The organism is Pseudomonas sp. CDFA 610, from assembly GCF_021147865.1.
Classification (GTDB): domain Bacteria; phylum Pseudomonadota; class Gammaproteobacteria; order Pseudomonadales; family Pseudomonadaceae; genus Aquipseudomonas; species Aquipseudomonas alliivorans.
On the sequence record NZ_JAGTPM010000005.1, the window covers coordinates 1 to 17,536 of the forward strand.

Genomic DNA, 17,536 nt, shown 5'->3' on the forward strand with positions numbered 1-17,536 from the left:
TGTTAAAGAGCGGTGGGTTGAGCCTTTCGTCTCAACCGAGGCGCGCATTCTACAGCGTCCTCTGTAACTGTCAAGCGATTATTTTCTGAAGTTTTTCAAGTTTCCTGATCAACTTCAATCACTTGCGCTTCGATCAACTCTGCGTTGCTCGTCAGCGGGAGGCGAATTCTACAGCGTTACAACCGCGTGTCAAACTCTTTTTTCTCACCGCTGTCGATTCAGACAAACTCGACCGACTTCCTCGCTGACCTCATTCGATAAACCCTTGTAACTCATTGAATCGCAAGGCTTTTTCGTTTCCGTCTGCGCCGGAAGTGGGGCGAATTATAGACACCTCAACGAGCGCGTCAACCGTTATTTTCAAATCGGATGAAATTAGTGAATCCCAAGCCTACAGCTATATAGAAGACGCCCAAACCCTGGCTACCTATATATATAGCTACAGCACGCCCGCACTCTTGAGGGCGACCACCTCACCCTCACTCATACCGAGCAGCGCCTGCAGAACCTCGGACGTATGCTCCCCCAACAGGGGAGGCGCACGCCTATACTCCACCGGCGTCTCGGACAGGCGGATCGGGCTGGCCACTTGAGCCACACGACCACCCAACGCATGCGGCAATTCAATAGCGAGTCCGCGAGCCAGCACCTGAGGATCGGCAAACACCTGCGCCAGATCATTGACCGGCCCACAGGGCACCCCCGCCGCTTCCAACTCATCCACCCACTGTGCCGTCGTCTTGAACACGGTTGCCTGGCGTATCAAAGGAATGAGCTCACCTCGATTGGCCACGCGCAGCTTATTGGTCAGGAACCGAGGATCTGTCGCCCACTGCGACTGCCCCGCCACTTCAGCGAACTTCCGAAACTGACTGTCGTTACCTACGGTGAGGATGAAATCCCCATCGGCAGTCGGAAAGTCCTGATAAGGCACGATGTTGGGGTGAGCATTACCCAGCCGCTTTGGCGCAACTCCCGTGGTCAGGTAATTCATGGCCTGATTGGCCAGGCACGCGACCTGCACGTCCAGCAGTGCCATGTCGATATGCTGCCCCGTGCCGCTTTGATCACGATGAGCCAGCGCAGCAAGAATAGCGGTCGTCGAATACAGCCCGGTCAATATGTCAGTCAGCGCCACGCCGACCTTTACAGGCCCGGCGCCTTCATCGCCATCAGGCCGCCCTGTCAGGCTCATCAAACCGCCCAGGCCCTGAATCATGAAGTCATAGCCCGCACGCCTGGCGTAAGGCCCCGTCTGACCAAACCCGGTGATGGAGCAATAGATAAGCTTCGGATTCACAGCCTTTAGCGACGCATAGTCCAGACCGTAGGCCGCCAGCCCACCCACCTTGAAATTCTCGATAACGATGTCGGACTTCGCCACCAGCTCCCGCACCAGCTGCTGTCCCTCGGGACGCGTGAAGTCGATGGTCACCGACTGCTTGTTCCGATTGGCCGACAGGTAGTAAGCCGCCTCAGTCGTATTCTGCCCCGCCTGATCCTTCAAGAACGGCGGTCCCCATGAGCGGGTATCATCGCCGCACACCGGCCGCTCGACCTTGATGACATCCGCACCCAGGTCGGCAAGGATCTGCCCGGCCCAGGGACCGGCCAGCACACGCGACAGATCCAGCACCCGGATATGAGAAAGCGCGCCCATGATCCGCCCTCCTTAATAGAAGGCCTGAATGCCGGTCTGCGCACGACCCAGAATCAGTGCATGCACGTCGTGCGTACCCTCGTAGGTATTGACCACTTCCAGATTGACCAGATGACGCGCGATGCCGAATTCGTCGGAGATGCCATTACCGCCGAGCATATCCCGCGCCATACGTGCGATCTCCAGCGACTTGCCGCATGAGTTGCGCTTCATGATCGAGGTGATCTCCACCGCAGCAGTACCCTCGTCTTTCATGCGCCCCAGACGCAGACAGCCCTGCAGGGCCAGCGTGATTTCGGTCTGCATGTCAGCCAGCTTTTTCTGGATCAGCTGATTGGCCGCCAGAGGACGACCAAATTGCTGACGATCAAGCGTGTACTGACGCGCCGTGTGCCAGCAGAACTCCGCGGCACCCAGCGCTCCCCAAGAGATGCCATAGCGTGCCGAGTTCAGACAAGTAAAAGGTCCTTTGAGGCCGCGCATGTCCGGGAAGATATTCTCCTCAGGCACGAACACGTTATCCATCACGATCTCACCGGTGATGGACGCCCGCAGGCCGACCTTGCCGTGAATCGTCGGCGCACTCAGGCCTGCCCAGCCTTTCTCCAGAACGAAGCCGCGAATATCGCCTGCGTCATCCTTTGCCCAGACCACGAACACGTCGGCGATCGGGCTGTTAGTGATCCACATCTTGCTCCCGGTCAGGCGATAACCGCCCTCGACACTCTTGGCGCGGGTGATCATCGCTCCCGGATCGGAACCATGATTGGGCTCGGTCAGACCGAAACAGCCAATCCATTCGCCAGAGGCCAGTTTGGGCAAATACTTTTCTTTCTGTGCCTGCGTGCCGAATTCATTAATGGGCACCATGACCAGCGAAGATTGCACGCTCATCATGGAGCGGTAACCGGAGTCGATACGCTCGACCTCACGGGCAATAAGGCCGTAGCACACGTAATTGAGACCGCTGCCACCGAACGCTTCCGGAATAGTCGCACCCAGCAGCCCCATTTCACCCATCTCGCGAAAGATGGCCGGGTCGGTCTGCTCGTGACGAAAGGCTTCCAGTACTCGCGGAGCAAGCTTGCTTTGGGCGAACTGTTCGGCGCTGTCACGAACCATGCGCTCTTCTTCAGTGAGCTGCTGATCCAGCAAAAGAGGATCGATCCAGTTGAAACTCGCCTTGCCGCTCATAACCTGCCCTCATGTGTACCCGAATGATGTGGGCTTGATCCTAGACCCGGATCGATCCATCGACAAACGAGGATTACTCAGCCTGTTGTGCTAATTTCTCACTCCGAAACATTGTGAATCTAGACAAATCCACAGGATCAGTGAGGACGCGGTACATGAGACGAAAGATACCCAGTACTACCGCGCTGATCAGCTTCGAGTCCGCCGCGCGTCACGAGAGTTTCACCAGGGCCGCAGAAGAGCTGTCTCTCACTCAGGGGGCTGTATGCAGACAGATCGGCAGCCTGGAGGAGTTTCTTGGCATAGAACTTTTCCGACGCTCACGGCGCGGCGTGAAGCTGACGGAAGCCGGACTTTCCTACAGCCGCCGGGTCGCCCTGCAACTGGACGCCGTGGAGCGCGACACGCTGTCGATCATGGGGCAGCAGGGAACGAACGTCATCGAGCTTGCCGTCGTGCCAACCTTCGGCACTCAATGGCTGCTGCCGCGCCTCAGGGACTTCCAGCATCGACACCCCGAGGTGACAGTCAACCTCACCAATCGCACTCGTCCATTCCTGTTCGCAGACACCGACTTCGACGCGGCGATCTACTTTGGCGATGCCGAGTGGTCGGGCACCGAAGCACATCGCCTCATGAGCGAGAACTCCATGCCGGTCTGCAGCCCCACCTTCATGCAAGGCCGCAAGCATCTCGATGCAAGCGAACTGGCCGAACTGCCGATGCTGCAACAAACCACGCGCCCTTATGCCTGGCGACAGTGGTTCAACGCTCAGAATCTCAATGTGGCGCGCGACATGACAGGCCCTCGCTACGAACTGTTCTCCATGCTTGCGCAAGCCGCCATGCACGACATGGGCGTAGCGCTGATCCCACCTTTCCTCATTCAGCGTGAACTGCATGAAAAACGTCTTGTGATTGCCAATGCCCATTCGTTACCGAGTAACAAGGCTTATCACCTGATGATTCCGGAGCGAAAAGTGGAATCAGCGTCATTGCGCGCTTTCCGCGATTGGCTGATCGATCAGGCCCATAGCTACACGCTGCCGTCCGTGCGGGCCTGAGCCTTGGTAGCCTAAGGTAGTGAATATCAATTATTACCTACAGATATAAGCATATGTCGCCTAGGCAACAGTTGTACGATATCGCTTAATTTCGCCTTTGGCCCCGTTTTTACTAGGGTTAATACCCGTTTCACCCTGTAGTCGATGCATGTGGGGAAAAAAGGATATTTTCACCTCAGCCAAACAATATTCCCGCAAAGCCCCCATAAATAAAGGCCAAAACGCTACCCTTGCGACAATAGGTCACAGGGTGACTTGTAGTTAATTTTAAGTTTCATTACAGAATGTATTGAAGGCCTTCGACTTCGCCTGCAAAATGCGGCGCTCCCTGTATTCACGGGCGTGCTGACCGGCTATTTCCAGATGCACCAGCCGTAGTGCACTGGCCTACTCATGAAGATAAAAAGATCGCGCAGGAGATTCTGTCGTGCACATTGGTGTTCCTCTCGAAACCCAGTCAGGTGAAACCCGGGTGGCTGCCACCCCGGAGACCATCAAGAAGCTGATCAGCCAGGGACATAGCGTCACTGTACAAAGCGGGGCCGGCATTCATGCCAGCTTGCCGGACAGTGCCTATGAGGCCGCAGGCGCCACCATTCGTGGAGTCGACGACACCTTCGCCAGCGACCTTATCCTCAAGGTGGTGGCCCCGAACGAAAGCGAACTGACGCTCATCAAGAGCGGCGCGATCGTGATCGGAATGCTCAACCCCTTCAATAACGAGAACATTGCCCGGATGGCCGAGCGCGGCATTACTGCCTTCGCGCTCGAAGCCGCTCCAAGGACCTCGCGAGCGCAGAGCCTTGACGTGCTGTCCTCGCAAGCAAACATCGCCGGTTACAAGGCCGTCCTGCTCGCGGCTCATCACTACCCGCGTTTCGTGCCCATGCTCATGACCGCTGCCGGAACGGTAAAGGCTGCCAGGGTATTGATCCTCGGCGCAGGCGTGGCTGGCCTGCAGGCAATTGCCACTGCCAAGCGTCTGGGCGCCGTGGTTGAAGCGTCGGATGTGCGACCGGCCGTGAAAGAGCAGATCGAATCGCTGGGTGCGAAATTCATCGATGTCCCTTACCAGACCGATGAAGAGCGCGAATGCGCTGAAGGCGTCGGCGGTTACGCACGCCCGATGCCCGCCAGCTGGATGCAACGTCAGGCTGTCGCCGTGCATGAACGGGCAAAACTTTCGGACATTGTCATCACCACCGCACTGATTCCGGGCCGCAAGGCTCCGGTGCTGCTCAGCGCCGAGACGGTGGCGCAGATGAAGCCCGGTTCCGTCGTGATCGACCTCGCAGCCGCTCAGGGTGGTAACTGTCCGCTGACCGTAGCGGATCAGGTCACCATCGAGCATGGCGTGACCATCGTTGGCCACACCAATCTGCCAGCACTGGTCGCCGCCGATGCCTCGGCACTGTATGCGCGCAATCTGCTGGACTTCATGAAGCTGCTGTTCGACAAGGACGGCGCATTCTCGATCAACCTGGAAGACGACATCGTCGCCGCGTGCCTGATGTGCCGCGACGGCCAAGTCATCCGCAAGAACGGCTGAGGACACACCAATGGAAGAGTTGATCTCCCCCGGCATCTACAACCTGATCATTTTCGTGTTGGCGATCTACGTCGGCTACCACGTGGTCTGGAACGTGACGCCTGCGTTGCATACGCCACTCATGGCCGTGACCAACGCCATCTCCGCCATCGTGATCGTCGGTGCGATGCTCGCCGCCGCGCTCACTGTCACGCCACTGGGCAAGACCATGGGCACGCTGGCCGTCGCATTGGCCGCAGTCAACGTCTTCGGCGGCTTCCTGGTTACTCGGCGGATGCTGGAAATGTTCAAGAAAAAGGCACCCAAAGCGAAAGACGAGGTGCAGAAGCCATGAGCATGAATCTGGTTACTCTGCTGTACCTGATCGCTTCGATCTGTTTCATCCAGGCGCTCAAGGGCCTGTCCCACCCGACCACTTCACGTCGCGGCAATCTGTTCGGCATGCTGGGCATGGGGCTGGCGGTGGTCACCACGATCGGTCTGGTGTTCAAGCTCGCGGCCTTGTCGACCGCTGAAGGCACCAGCGCAGGGATCGGCTACATCGTCGTCGGCCTGCTCGTGGGCGGCACAGCCGGCTCGATCATGGCCAAGCGCGTCGAGATGACCAAGATGCCCGAGCTGGTGGCCTTCATGCACAGCATGATCGGGCTGGCGGCAGTGTTCATTGCCATCGCGGCGGTGGTCGAGCCGCAGTCGCTGGGTATCGTTCGCAATCTGGGCGACGCCATCCCGACCGGCAATCGTCTGGAACTGTTCTTGGGCGCGGCCATTGGTGCGATCACCTTTTCCGGCTCGGTGATCGCGTTCGGCAAGCTGTCAGGCAAATACACGTTTCGCCTGTTTCAGGGCGCACCCGTACAGTTTGCCGGACAGCACAAGCTGAACCTGATTCTCGGCCTGGCTACGCTGTTCTTCGGCCTGACGTTCATGTTCACCGGAAGCCTGACCGCGTTCGCCATCATGCTCGCCCTGGCATTTGTGATCGGCGTTCTGCTGATCATCCCGATTGGCGGGGCCGACATGCCGGTCGTGGTCTCGATGCTCAACAGCTATTCGGGCTGGGCGGCAGCGGGTATCGGCTTCTCGCTGAACAACTCGATGCTGATCATCGCCGGCTCGCTGGTGGGCTCCTCTGGCGCGATCCTCTCGTACATCATGTGCAAGGCGATGAACCGCTCCTTCTTCAATGTGATCGGCGGCGGCTTCGGCGGCGCAACGGACACGGCTGGCCCGGCAGGTGCCAAGGAAGCACGCCCGGTGAAATCCGGTTCGGCGGACGACGCCACCTTCCTGCTGACCAACGCTGACACGGTGATCATCGTGCCCGGCTACGGACTGGCAGTGGCGCGTGCCCAGCATGCGCTCAAGGAACTGACCGAAAAACTGGTGCATCACGGCGTCACGGTTAAATACGCGATCCACCCGGTGGCAGGACGCATGCCCGGCCACATGAACGTGCTGCTGGCCGAGGCGGAAGTGCCTTATGACCAAGTGTTCGAGATGGACGACATCAACTCCGAGTTCGGTCAGGCAGACGTGGTGCTGGTGCTCGGTGCCAACGACGTGGTCAATCCGGCCGCCAAGAACGATCCGAAATCGCCGATTGCCGGAATGCCGATTCTCGAAGCGTTCAAAGCCAAGACCATCATCGTCAACAAGCGCTCGATGGCCAGCGGCTACGCCGGTCTGGACAACGAACTGTTTTATCTGGACAAGACCATGATGGTGTTCGGAGACGCCAAAAAGGTGATCGAGGACATGGTGAAGGCGGTCGATAACGCATAGCCTGCATCTGCCTCAGCACAGCCCCGGTTCGCGCTGCGACCGGGGCTTTTTGCATTTCACGTAACAGTGTTTTGCGCTGAGACCCGCTAATTAGAGCCCTCAAATGCGACCATGGTAGCGGGACGAACAACGCCCGACTCTCTAGACTTGTCGCTCGTCTCCACCTCCGAGAAAGAATCCATGTACCGTGACCGTATTCGCCTGCCCTCCCTGATGAGCAAGGTAATGAGCGCGGCTGACGCCGCCGCCCTGATCGAAGATGGCATGACCGTCGGCATGAGTGGCTTCACCCGCGCAGGCGAAGCCAAAGCCGTTCCTCAGGCGCTGGCCGAGCGCGCCAGGGTCTCACCTCTGAAGATCAGCCTGATGACCGGCGCCAGCCTGGGTAACGATCTGGACAAACAACTGACCGAGTCCGGCGTGCTTTCCCGACGCATGCCGTTCCAGGTGGACAGCACTCTGCGCAGGGCTATCAATGACGGCACTGTCATGTTCATCGATCAGCACCTGTCCGATACCGTCGAGCAACTGCGCAATCGCCAGATCAAGGCCGTCGACCTGGCCGTTATCGAGTGTGTCGCCATCACCGAGGACGGTCATCTCGTATTGAGCACTTCGGTGGGAAACTCTGCCAGCTTCGCCATTCTCGCCCGACAGGTGATCGTCGAGATCAATCTGGCCCAGCCTCTGGAGCTAGAAGGTCTGCATGACGTATACATTCCGAGCTACCGCCCCACGCGCCTGCCGATCCCGGTGCTGGAAGCCGATTCACGGATTGGCAGCCATGCAGTGAAGATCGATCCGGCGAAGATTGTCGGCATCGTCATCAGCAATCAGCCTGACTCCCCGTCCACTGTGTTGCCGCCGGATGTGGAAACCCAGGCCATCGCTCAGCACCTGGTGGAGTTCTTCAAGAATGAAGTGCGCGAAAACCGGCTGACCAACACGCTGATGCCGTTACAGGCCGGGATCGGAACGATTGCCAACGCAGTGATGCACGGTCTACTGGATTCGCCGTTCCATGACATGACCATGTACTCCGAGGTGCTGCAGGACTCCACCTTCGATCTGTTCGATGCAGGCAAATTGAGCTTTGCCTCGGGCAGTTCCATGACACTTTCCGCCGCAAAGCACGCTCAGGTGTTCGCCGACTTCAACCGCTATAAGTCCAGGTTGGTCTTGCGCCCGCAGGAAATCTCCAATCACCCGGAAGTCATACGCCGCCTGGGTATTATCGGGATCAACACTGCGCTGGAGTTCGATCTGTACGGCAACGTGAACTCCACCCATGTGTGCGGCACGCGGATGATGAATGGCATTGGCGGCTCCGGCGACTTCTCGCGTAACGCGCATCTGGCCATCTTCGTGACCAAGTCAATCGCCAAAGGCGGCTCGATTTCCAGCGTGGTGCCGATGGTGAGTCATGTCGACCATACCGAGCACGATGTGGATATTCTGGTGACCGAACAGGGTCTGGCGGATCTGCGTGGTCTTGCGCCGCGCGAACGCGCCCGGGTGGTCATCGACAACTGCGTTCACCCTGATTATCGCGCCGCGCTGAACGACTATTTCAACGCTGCCTGCCAGCGCGGTGGACATACGCCGCACATAGTGCGCGACGCACTGAGTTGGCACCTCAATCTGGAAGAGACTGGACGCATGCTGCCCGTCTGAACAAGACAGTTGGAGGTGAGCAAGGGGTTTTCTTGCTCACTTTTACGCCATCATTCGCCGTACTTGAAAAAACTGTACTGCTGTACTGGTCAAAAGCAGGCTGTGGCGCATCAAATTCAGTGCGACCCACTGCAAAATGCACTAAAAATGTGCAGACCGGTACAGTTGCCCCAATAACGAACAAAACAGTCCCTCTTAACAGTTAACTGAACCCTTACAATACAGATGAACTGTGTCTATGGGGACTAGCCGATCAAGCGGAGAATGGGCACCAGTCAAGCAACTCACTTATCCCGCCACAAGCGGAAGGAAGTCACACCATGGAACGTACAATCAGTTCCGATCTGTTCAGCGAAAGCACCGCCACTACTGCGAAATCTTCCTTGCCTCTGCGCATGTTCGCCAACCTGATGCTCTGGCAGCGTCGCCTTTCCAGCCGCCATCAATTGGCCCGTCTGGATGCACGTTTGCTGGCCGACGCAGGTATCAGCGAAGCACAGCGTTACGAAGAGCTGAGCAAGCCGTTCTGGCGCTGATGCAGCGCCCGCTGGTCCCAGACTGCTGAAGTCTCCCGCCAGCAACCCGAATTGCTTCATACAAGACCCGATTCAGGCAGCTGAATCGGGTCTTGTCGTTTGTGCTTTAAAAACTTCAAGGCCACTACAAGTACAGTTTTAAATGTTACAAATTAAGGCCGGTACAGTTACCATTTCATGTACGCCGTATGGCGTTTCGACGCGGTATAGCAATAGCAAGCCGGACGGCGCTGATATAGGCTGGACGCCTGATCGGCCCGGCACACAGTCTGTGCCTCCCGCAACCTCTGCCTGTAACTCCATCTGACGGAATTCGACCATGTCCCTGCTACGTACCTTTGGCGCTGCCGTTCTGCTGACTGCCGCTGCCGCAAGCGCCAATGCTTCCAGTTTCATTGTCACAACCGACACAGTCGTGGGCGCTGTCGCCGCATCGACCGACGCCACTTCCGACATCTCGTCTTCGTTCAAAGATGACAAGATCGTTCGCGCAGCACGTGACGATGCCGCCAGCTTCGTGGCCAGCGCGGGTGACATCCGCGGTGCGCAACTCGAAGGCGCGTTCCAGCACATCCGTCAGCAAATGCCTGAACTGCATGCCACTGATGCTCAACTGGCTCAGGCCATCCTGACCATCTGATGAATGCTTCCGGCGGCCTGCGGGCTGCCGGGGTAGCTCCGGCCAGAGCATTGCGCTAGCCTTGACGCCTGTTTTGCCGGTACGTGAAAGCCATGCGTTTATTGCACTCTCTTTTGATAGGTTCTCTTGCCAGCCTGGTCTGGACGAGTTCTGCCCATGCCTTCGACTCAACCACGCAGGGTCTGGTCAAAACCGGGTACGCCACCAGCCAGGTCAGCAGTTCGCCGTTCGATAACAAGCAGGTCATGGCGGCTCAGGATGATGCTGCGGCATTTGTCGCCAGCGATGGCCGGATACGCGGAGCCCGACTCGAGTCGGCGTTGCGCAGCCTGCGCCAGTCCCATGAAAAACTTCGTGCCAGCGACCTTGAACTGGCGCAGGCAATCCTCGTCCAATAGCCACTTTGCCCTTCTGCGTAACTGGAGACGTTACTGACATGCGTACGCCGCTGATTGCTGTTTCCCTTGGTCTGCTGCTGATGGCCGACCTGGCCCAGGCTCAGACCGTTGTTGCCACGAGTAACATCATTGTCCGGGCGTTCGGTCGCACCATCGACTTTACCTCTGACACCACCACCTCGATCCGCGATTCCAAAGTCGTTCGCGAAGCCAGAGATGATGCCGCCAGCTACGTTGCCAGCAATGGCGACATTCACGGCGCCCAGCTCGACGCGGCCTTCGATACGCTGCGTGCCCGCGTGCCGGAAGCGCGCGATGCCAGCGACAAGACACTGGCTGAAGCCATTCTCGCACTGTGAGGCGACTTGGCGTCTGGCTGCTTGCCGGCGCACTGTCGCTGGTCGGGACTTATGCTTCAGCCAGTCTGAAGCTCGAGCTGCACACCGACGGCCTCGATGCGGCTCAACGGCAAGCCAGCCAGGCGCTGATCGACGAAGCGATGCGCGCCCTGCCGCCCAGCTTCGTCGAGTCATTGGACCGCACTGTCAACGTGAGCTGGTCCAGTGACATGCCGCAAAATGCCTACGGCCAGGCGGCAGGTCCTTATCAGCTGTACCTCAACACCCACCTGTTGCCCTCACTGACCGACGGCTCTGCCGCGACGGCGCAAACCGGTCGGCCACACGGCACGGTACGCCGGGAAATGCTCGCCACGGTGCTGCATGAGCTGACTCATATTTACGACCGTGCACGCCTCTGGTCTCCCACCGAAAGGGCGACCCTGGTTCGCTGTTCACGTCGTAACAGTTCAGTGGGTAACGTCGGCCTGCCCGATGACTGCCGTGGCCAGACCGAACGACGTTTTACCCTGAGCGATGATCCTCGCCTGCTGGACCTTGCCGGCTGGCAGCAGTACGTCGGAAGACGTGGTGAGCGAGAAGAACATAACGGTCAGGTTGCCCGCAGTCCCGACATCTACGAGACCACCAGCCCGCTCGAGTTCGTGGCGGTGAACATGGAGTACTTCCTGCTCGACCCGGCCTACGCCTGCCGTCGACCTGCGCTGTATGCCTACTACAAGGACCGCTTCGGTTGGGCACCTCCTGCCCGGGATGCCTGTCCGACCTTCTATCCTTACCTGAACGCTGGCAGCGATTTTGGCCGGGAACCGCTGGGCAAGCTGGACCCCGAACGCGTTTACGCCGTTGACTACCTGTTGGCCGAGGCGAACCAGAACTGGGTAAGCCGCTGGGGCCACAGCATGCTGCGTCTGGTGATTTGCAAGCCGGGACGCCCACGCGGACCGGATTGTCGGCTCGACCTGGACCAGCATCTGGTCCTGTCCTACCGCGCTTTTGTAGGTGACGTACAGTTATCCAGCTGGGACGGCCTGATGGGCGCGTACCCTTCACGGCTATTCGTGCTGCCACTGGCTCAAGTGATCGACGAATACACCAAGACGGAACTGCGCAGCCTGGCGTCAGTACCCATTACGCTGTCCCGCCCTGAAATCGAAGGGTTGGTCCAGCACGCCGCCGAAATGCACTGGAGCTACGACGGCAACTATTACTTCCTGTCGAACAACTGCGCGGTAGAGAACCTCAAGCTGCTTCGCAGCGGCACGCACAATCCCAAACTGGTCGGCCTGGACAGCATTCTGCCCAACGGTTTGCTCGAGGTGCTCAAAGGGCGAGGGCTGGCTGATACCAGTGTGCTGGACGATCCAAAGGAAGCGTTACGTCTTGGCTACCGGTTCGACTCCTATCGAGACCGCTATCAGGCCATGTTCGAGGTGTTGAAGAAACAGCTTCCGATCCGGCAAACCACTGTCGAAGACTGGATGAGCCTGCCCGCCCATGAGCGCAGTCAGTGGTTCGACAAGGCTGACCTGCGCACCAGTGCCGCCATTCTGTTGCTGGAACAGGCAAGCCTGCGTCGGCAATTGCTGCTGGCGCAGGACGAAGTTAAGCAAAGCTATCTGGGGGCTCGGGAGCAGAAGGACGGCCGCGTGTCGAAAGCGACCGGCACCTTGCAAGAGCTGCTGGCCAGCAGCGGTTTTCTCAGCCGCCCTGCGGAACTGCTCGGCAGCCGAGGTTACGGTTTGCCGCAGGCTGCGGAGTGGCAACAGCTTGAAAGCGAGAGCAGCCAGCGCCAGAAACAACTCAAGCGCCTGACCGGTGATCTGGACAAGGAAGTACGCGCCTTGCTGGAGCCCGGACGGGCGAAGGAAATTGCCGCGAACGAAGCCAACCTCAAGCAGATGGGTGACCATCTGCGCGCCTTGCACAAGGCATCGGGCGGGTTGCAGTTGCCTTGATCAGCTGGTCTTCTTTTTAGGTTTGAGGTACTTGGTGAGGCCCTGGAACCAGATCACCAAGGCTGGATTGCCCTTGATCTGAATGTCCTTGTCCTGAATGCCTTGCATGAAGGCCAGTTGCTTGTTTTTGGCCTGCAAGGTGGCAAAGCCGAATGCGGCATCGCGAAACGAGATCGCAAACGCAGGCTCGGCAGCCAGCCCTTTCACACTGCGGATACGCTGGTCACGAACCACGAAATGGCGAGCGATCCTGCCATCTGTTGTCTGGAGTTGAAACGTCAGGTCCTTGCCAGCCAACTGTTGCTGGAACGCAGGGTTGTTACGACTGGCGCGGCTCATCAACAGGCCCAGCATCCAGAGAAGAAAACGAAATTTCATGTAACAGCCTCAGCAAGAGTTCGAACTGGCGGCGCAGTTTAGCCGGTTGTCCGGATGATGCATGCAGGAAATTCTTGTTTTCAGCGAGGATCCCTGCAATTTATTTCCCCTGGCAAGTGCTGCGCTGGCAGGCGGCGCAGCACTCAGGAGACCGATCAGCGGATGCTGTTGATGCTGCCCTTGTTACCCGTAACCTTTACGTCCACTTTCTTGAAGATGAAATAGTCTTTCACGTTGACTTCATAACGCGGAGCAACGATCAGATCGGCACCGGAAGATTTGACAGCCTTGTAGGCTGCGGCGGCCTTGGCAGTCGATACTGGATCCGGAAGGGCCAGGCCCATGCCGCCGCCGCTCGCGCCGCCATAGGCCACACCGTCCGCGAATTGGGTATCGCCACCGATGCTCAGGAAGTTGAACAGAACGTTGGTTGAGGATTCGCCACTGATGGTGCCACCCACTTTCACGTCAGCCTTCAGGTCGGTTTTGACGGTCCCTTCCAAAGGTGCAACTGGCTGGCTCATGTTGTAACTGACACAGCCCGAGGTGGCGGCGATCAGGGTTGCGACAGCAGCGAATTTCCATAGCTTATTCATTTTTGACTTCCCAAAATTAGTGTTCAGCGCCGCAAACCAGAAGAGCTGCGGGAGCGGGACTTTAAGGGAATAAAGAATGATAAGAAGTCAGGAAAGACTGAGCTACTAGAAGGCAGGCGATCAGGATCAAGTAGGAAACTTCTTACCAAGAGCCACGGGACGACATGGGCGCCCCGGTCGCTCTGCACATATGAAAAACGGGCACCCAGTGCGACTGGTGTGCCCGTTGCTCACTGCTTACCTCCCGCCGAGGCAAGCAGTTGTTGTCAGGATTTCTTCTTTTTGGCTGGCTCAGGATTGACGCTGTCTTTCAAGGCCTTACCCGGTTTGAAGGCAACAGTGTTGCTTGCCTTGATTTTCACCGGTTCGCCGGTTTGCGGATTCTTGCCGGTACGGGCTCCACGATGGCGTTGCAGGAATGTACCGAAGCCAACCAGGGTGACACTGTCTTTGCGAGACAATGCGCCGGTGATTTCTTCAAGAATGGCGTTGAGAACACGGTTGGATTGATCTTTGGTCAGATCCGCCTTTTCAGCAATGACGGCTGCAAGTTGTGGTTTACGCATATGAAGCCTCTTTTACGGTTTTTGTTTTTATGTTCCGTACTGCTTATGGCAAACAGTAACAAGGCGCCGCGACGGCTCTACGTAGCGGCAGACGAGAGCGAGGATGGCATGCCGACGTTAGCTGCGCCAGTGGATGGACAACCTTTATCAGTACAAATAAGTGTCCTATCCGACAAAATGACGCGAAATCATACCAATAACGCAGGTAAAACCTTGTTCAGGGCGAGTTTTTCCATAACGGCCGTGCCAGTCAGCGCGTAACCCAGCAGTTGCCCCTCGGCATCGTGACACAGGGCCTTGATGTCGGCGCCCTGCCCCTCGACGGTCCAGACACCCTGTGTTGCGCGCGGGGGTGGCGAGACCACCAGCGGGCAGGCAGGCGTCTTGACCGTGATGGGCATCGGCCCGTATTTCACCGAAGTGGGTGTTCCGGCAAGGGTCTGGGCCAAAGCCCGCGCGCAGCTCATCAGAGGCATCACGTACAACAGGTTCAAGCCGTCGACTTCCGCGCAGTCACCCAGCGCATGGATATTGGCGTGCGACGTCTGCAGATAACGATCAACCAGGATGCCGCGCCCGGTCTGCAAGCCTGCGGCTGCCGCCAGATCGATTCGGGGCCGCAGGCCAATGGCCGACACCACCAGATCGCAGGTAATTACCTGCCCGTCGGACAACTGAGCCTGCAGCCCCTCCTCGCTGCGTAGCAGGCGCATGAGCACCGGCCCCAGGTGGAACCGCGCACCCAGCCCTTCAAGCCCGGCCTGCACAGCCGCTGCGGCAGCCGCGGGCAGCAGGGTCGGCATGACGTGTTCACATGGCGCGACCAGATCCACTTCGTAGCCACCCAGCATCAGGTCGTTGGCAAATTCACAGCCGATCAGGCCTGCACCCAGAATCAGTACACGACGCTTGCCGGCAGCGGCCGCTCGAAAGCGCGCGTAGTCCTGCAGGTCGTTGATAGGGAACACGGCATCTCCGGCGTCACCCTCGATGGGCACGCGGATGGTCTCGGCGCCCCAGGCCAGCACCAGATCGCGGTAGTACACCGCCTCCTCACCGATCCACAGACGCTTGTGGCCAGGGTCGATGCCGCTGATGCGCGTGTGGGTGCGCACCTCGGCCTTGAGCTGATCGGCCATGGCGCCTGGCTCGGCCATGCTCAGACCGTCGGCTTCCTTGTTCTTGCCAAAGCCGGTGGACAGCATGGGCTTGGAGTAGGACCGACCATCATCGGCAGTGATCAACAGCAGCGGTGTTTCACCGTCCAGCTTGCGAAATTCCCGCGCGAGATTGTAGCCCGCAAGGCCGGTACCGATGATGACGACAGGTGCGCTCATTGCTGTTTCCCGAGTGGCGTGGATCAACCGATTTCGATCATTTCAAAGTCCATCTTGCCGACGCCGCAGTCGGGACACAGCCAGTCTTCCGGCACATCCTGCCAAAGCGTGCCCGGCGCAATGCCGTCATCCGGCCAACCATCGGCTTCGTTGTAAATCAGGCCACAGACAATGCATTGCCACTTCTTCATGATTCGGTTCTCTCACTCATCAGGCTGAGTATGGGTGCAGCGGTCGTTCGCCGCTTGAACGGGCGTTGTACTGATCGGCAGGCCCGGATGCAAGCCCGTTTATATAACGGGCTGCCTGCCCCCCCGGCTGCCGGGGCCATCAATCATGATAAGCTCGCCACCCCGATCACTGCCGACGCATGCTTACCGTGACCCAGCAAAACCCCGCCTTTACGACGCCAGTCTGGCTTGAGCGCGACCGGTTGGTCGATGCACCCGCCCCAGCGATGATGGGCTGGCTGTTCAATCAGGATTCCCTGACCCGTCGTTTGGACCGCCTGTCCGACGGAGGATTCAGCATCATTCCACTGTTCGAAGGCTGGCAACCGTTACGCGATGACGAATGCGCCGCACTGGTGCTGCCTGAAGCGAGCGAGGGTTGGGTTCGCGAAGTGTATCTGCTCGGTAATGGCAACCGCTGGGTCTTCGCGCGCAGCGTGGCGGCGCGCAGTGCGCTGCACAACGGTGGCTTGCAGATGGACACGCTGGGATCGCGCTCACTGGGTGAGTTGCTGTTCAGTGACCCCGCGTTCGACCGTGGCCCGCTTGAAGTCTGTCGCTACCCTGCCGCCTGGCTGCCGTCTACCGACCCTGCCCAGGACCTGTGGGCGCGTCGCTCCTGTTTCAGTCGCGGTCCGCTGCGCGTGCTGGTTGCCGAAGTTTTCCTGCCGTCTTTCCTGAGCCTGGTTCAAAACAAGGAACCCGTTTGATGTACCAGTCGTTGCTCAAATCCCTGAATCGCCTGAATCCGCGCATCTGGGACTTCATCCAGTTGACGCGAATCGACAAGCCGATCGGCGTCTATCTGCTGCTGTGGCCTACGCTGTGGGCGGTCTGGATTGCCGGCAAAGGTTCGCCGTCGCTGGCAAACGTATTGATCTTCATCGTGGGCGTGTTCCTGATGCGCGCCGCAGGCTGTGTGATCAACGACTACGCCGACCGCAAGGTGGACGGCCACGTGAAGCGCACCGAACAGCGACCCTTGGTCAGCGGCAAGGTCAGCGGCCGGGAGGCTCTGATTCTGTTCGCGGTGCTGGTGGGTCTGAGCTTTGTGCTGGTGCTGTTTACCAACGCAACAACCATCTGGCTGTCATTCGGCGGTCTGGCGCTGGCGGCCTGCTATCCGTTCATGAAGCGCTACACCTATTACCCGCAGGTGGTCTTGGGTGCGGCCTTCTCGTGGGGCATGCCGATGGCGTTTACTGCAGAGACTGGCGACTTGCCCGCCGCCGCCTGGCTGCTGTACATCGCCAACCTGTTGTGGACGGTCGGCTATGACACCTACTACGCCATGGTGGACCGCGACGACGATTTGAAGATCGGAGTGAAGTCCACCGCCGTGCTGTTCGGCGATGCGGACCGCGTGATCATTCTGACGTTGCAGGGTCTGGCATTGGGATGCCTGATGCTCGCCGGTTCTCGTTTCGAGCTGGGGATGTGGTTCTACGCAGGTCTGGCGGTCGCGGCGGGCTGCTTTGCCTGGGAGTTCTGGAGCACGCGCCTGCGCGAGCGGGACGCGTGCTTCAAGGCCTTTCTGCATAACCATTGGGCGGGGCTTGCGATATTTCTCGGGATCGTCGCCGATTACGCACTTCGCTGACCGCCCTTGGGT

The 17,536-nt window shown here is 58.7% G+C and carries 19 protein-coding genes; 12 read left to right on the top strand and 7 right to left on the bottom strand.

From position 1 onward, the window contains the following. Window positions 1-439: 439 nt before the first annotated feature. Together KDX39_RS10015 and KDX39_RS10020 are read right to left on the bottom strand one after the other, a co-directional pair. Window positions 440-1,663 carry a CaiB/BaiF CoA transferase family protein gene (locus KDX39_RS10015; protein WP_231660521.1) on the bottom strand — a complete coding sequence of 408 codons (1,224 nt, stop codon included), beginning with the start codon at window positions 1,661-1,663 and terminating at the stop codon, window positions 440-442. A 9-nt stretch (window positions 1,664-1,672) separates the two neighbouring features. After that, a complete protein-coding gene (locus KDX39_RS10020; RefSeq protein ID WP_231660222.1) occupies window positions 1,673-2,854 on the bottom strand; it encodes an acyl-CoA dehydrogenase in 1,182 nt (393 codons plus the stop codon). A 155-nt stretch (window positions 2,855-3,009) separates the two neighbouring features. Here KDX39_RS10020 and KDX39_RS10025 point away from each other — a divergent pair, with 155 nt between their 5' ends. The 10 genes from KDX39_RS10025 to KDX39_RS10070 all read left to right on the top strand — a co-directional run bounded on the left by KDX39_RS10025 (window position 3,010) and on the right by KDX39_RS10070 (window position 12,817). Beyond that, a complete protein-coding gene (locus KDX39_RS10025; protein ID WP_184322503.1) occupies window positions 3,010-3,918 on the top strand; it encodes a LysR family transcriptional regulator in 909 nt (302 codons plus the stop codon). 427 nt (window positions 3,919-4,345) lie between these two features. Continuing rightward, on the top strand, window positions 4,346-5,467 hold the full coding sequence (locus tag KDX39_RS10030) for a Re/Si-specific NAD(P)(+) transhydrogenase subunit alpha (protein WP_231660223.1): 1,122 nt from the start codon (window positions 4,346-4,348) through the stop codon (window positions 5,465-5,467). 10 nt (window positions 5,468-5,477) lie between these two features. Next, window positions 5,478-5,801, top strand: coding sequence for an NAD(P) transhydrogenase subunit alpha (locus KDX39_RS10035; protein ID WP_004881581.1), 324 nt, complete (start codon window positions 5,478-5,480; stop codon window positions 5,799-5,801). Then, window positions 5,798-7,252: an NAD(P)(+) transhydrogenase (Re/Si-specific) subunit beta gene (locus KDX39_RS10040; protein ID WP_231660224.1), complete on the top strand. Its 1,455-nt coding sequence runs from the start codon at window positions 5,798-5,800 to the stop codon at window positions 7,250-7,252. Before KDX39_RS10035 ends, KDX39_RS10040 begins: the two co-directional genes overlap by 4 nt. Before the next feature lie 180 nt (window positions 7,253-7,432). Further along, window positions 7,433-8,926, top strand: a complete 1,494-nt coding sequence (locus tag KDX39_RS10045) for an acetyl-CoA hydrolase/transferase family protein (protein WP_231660226.1) — start codon at window positions 7,433-7,435, stop codon at window positions 8,924-8,926. Between the two features lie 320 nt (window positions 8,927-9,246). After that, window positions 9,247-9,462 (top strand): DUF1127 domain-containing protein, encoded by a 216-nt coding sequence (locus tag KDX39_RS10050; protein ID WP_004881584.1) that lies wholly within the window; start codon window positions 9,247-9,249, stop codon window positions 9,460-9,462. A 319-nt stretch (window positions 9,463-9,781) separates the two neighbouring features. Then, window positions 9,782-10,102 (top strand): DUF2388 domain-containing protein, encoded by a 321-nt coding sequence (locus KDX39_RS10055; protein ID WP_231660228.1) that lies wholly within the window; start codon window positions 9,782-9,784, stop codon window positions 10,100-10,102. Between the two features lie 92 nt (window positions 10,103-10,194). Beyond that, complete coding sequence (locus KDX39_RS10060) at window positions 10,195-10,500, top strand: DUF2388 domain-containing protein (protein ID WP_231660230.1); 306 nt, start codon at window positions 10,195-10,197, stop codon at window positions 10,498-10,500. Between the two features lie 38 nt (window positions 10,501-10,538). Further along, complete coding sequence (locus tag KDX39_RS10065) at window positions 10,539-10,859, top strand: DUF2388 domain-containing protein (protein ID WP_099231254.1); 321 nt, start codon at window positions 10,539-10,541, stop codon at window positions 10,857-10,859. Next, window positions 10,856-12,817 carry a DUF7844 domain-containing protein gene (locus tag KDX39_RS10070; protein ID WP_231660231.1) on the top strand — a complete coding sequence of 654 codons (1,962 nt, stop codon included), beginning with the start codon at window positions 10,856-10,858 and terminating at the stop codon, window positions 12,815-12,817. Before KDX39_RS10065 ends, KDX39_RS10070 begins: the two co-directional genes overlap by 4 nt. Here KDX39_RS10070 and KDX39_RS10075 read toward each other — a convergent pair whose 3' ends face one another. From KDX39_RS10075 to KDX39_RS10095, 5 genes are all read right to left on the bottom strand, one after another. Continuing rightward, on the bottom strand, window positions 12,818-13,195 hold the full coding sequence (locus KDX39_RS10075; protein ID WP_231660233.1) for an SCP2 sterol-binding domain-containing protein: 378 nt from the start codon (window positions 13,193-13,195) through the stop codon (window positions 12,818-12,820). A 155-nt stretch (window positions 13,196-13,350) separates the two neighbouring features. After that, entirely contained in the window at window positions 13,351-13,791 is a 441-nt protein-coding gene (locus KDX39_RS10080) for a hypothetical protein (RefSeq protein ID WP_099231248.1), read from the bottom strand. A gap of 266 nt (window positions 13,792-14,057) precedes the next feature. Further along, complete coding sequence (locus KDX39_RS10085) at window positions 14,058-14,357, bottom strand: HU family DNA-binding protein (protein WP_025995432.1); 300 nt, start codon at window positions 14,355-14,357, stop codon at window positions 14,058-14,060. Window positions 14,358-14,545: 188 nt separating this feature from the next. Further along, a complete protein-coding gene (locus tag KDX39_RS10090) occupies window positions 14,546-15,694 on the bottom strand; it encodes an NAD(P)/FAD-dependent oxidoreductase (RefSeq protein ID WP_231660235.1) in 1,149 nt (382 codons plus the stop codon). Between the two features lie 23 nt (window positions 15,695-15,717). After that, the gene (locus KDX39_RS10095) at window positions 15,718-15,885 is read right to left on the bottom strand and encodes a rubredoxin (protein ID WP_002555879.1); all 168 of its coding nucleotides are present in this window, start codon (window positions 15,883-15,885) and stop codon (window positions 15,718-15,720) included. A 188-nt stretch (window positions 15,886-16,073) separates the two neighbouring features. On the opposite strand from KDX39_RS10095, the gene KDX39_RS10100 reads away from it, so the two are divergent. Both KDX39_RS10100 and ubiA read left to right on the top strand, forming a co-directional pair. Next, complete coding sequence (locus KDX39_RS10100; RefSeq protein WP_231660237.1) at window positions 16,074-16,634, top strand: chorismate--pyruvate lyase family protein; 561 nt, start codon at window positions 16,074-16,076, stop codon at window positions 16,632-16,634. Beyond that, entirely contained in the window at window positions 16,634-17,524 is an 891-nt protein-coding gene (ubiA, locus tag KDX39_RS10105; protein WP_231660239.1) for a 4-hydroxybenzoate octaprenyltransferase, read from the top strand. The genes KDX39_RS10100 and ubiA overlap by 1 nt, the downstream gene beginning before the upstream one ends. Window positions 17,525-17,536: the final 12 nt, after the last annotated feature.

Coding starts and splice junctions, on each gene's coding strand:
- KDX39_RS10020 (WP_231660222.1), bottom strand. CDS start 2,854: ATGAGCGGCAAGGCGAGTTTCAACTGGATCGATCCTCTTTTGCTGGAT.
- KDX39_RS10025 (WP_184322503.1), top strand. CDS start 3,010: ATGAGACGAAAGATACCCAGTACTACCGCGCTGATCAGCTTCGAGTCC.
- KDX39_RS10035 (WP_004881581.1), top strand. CDS start 5,478: ATGGAAGAGTTGATCTCCCCCGGCATCTACAACCTGATCATTTTCGTG.
- KDX39_RS10040 (WP_231660224.1), top strand. CDS start 5,798: ATGAGCATGAATCTGGTTACTCTGCTGTACCTGATCGCTTCGATCTGT.
- KDX39_RS10045 (WP_231660226.1), top strand. CDS start 7,433: ATGTACCGTGACCGTATTCGCCTGCCCTCCCTGATGAGCAAGGTAATG.
- KDX39_RS10050 (WP_004881584.1), top strand. CDS start 9,247: ATGGAACGTACAATCAGTTCCGATCTGTTCAGCGAAAGCACCGCCACT.
- KDX39_RS10055 (WP_231660228.1), top strand. CDS start 9,782: ATGTCCCTGCTACGTACCTTTGGCGCTGCCGTTCTGCTGACTGCCGCT.
- KDX39_RS10060 (WP_231660230.1), top strand. CDS start 10,195: ATGCGTTTATTGCACTCTCTTTTGATAGGTTCTCTTGCCAGCCTGGTC.
- KDX39_RS10065 (WP_099231254.1), top strand. CDS start 10,539: ATGCGTACGCCGCTGATTGCTGTTTCCCTTGGTCTGCTGCTGATGGCC.
- KDX39_RS10075 (WP_231660233.1), bottom strand. CDS start 13,195: ATGAAATTTCGTTTTCTTCTCTGGATGCTGGGCCTGTTGATGAGCCGC.
- KDX39_RS10080 (WP_099231248.1), bottom strand. CDS start 13,791: ATGAATAAGCTATGGAAATTCGCTGCTGTCGCAACCCTGATCGCCGCC.
- KDX39_RS10085 (WP_025995432.1), bottom strand. CDS start 14,357: ATGCGTAAACCACAACTTGCAGCCGTCATTGCTGAAAAGGCGGATCTG.
- KDX39_RS10090 (WP_231660235.1), bottom strand. CDS start 15,694: ATGAGCGCACCTGTCGTCATCATCGGTACCGGCCTTGCGGGCTACAAT.
- KDX39_RS10095 (WP_002555879.1), bottom strand. CDS start 15,885: ATGAAGAAGTGGCAATGCATTGTCTGTGGCCTGATTTACAACGAAGCC.
- ubiA (WP_231660239.1), top strand. CDS start 16,634: ATGTACCAGTCGTTGCTCAAATCCCTGAATCGCCTGAATCCGCGCATC.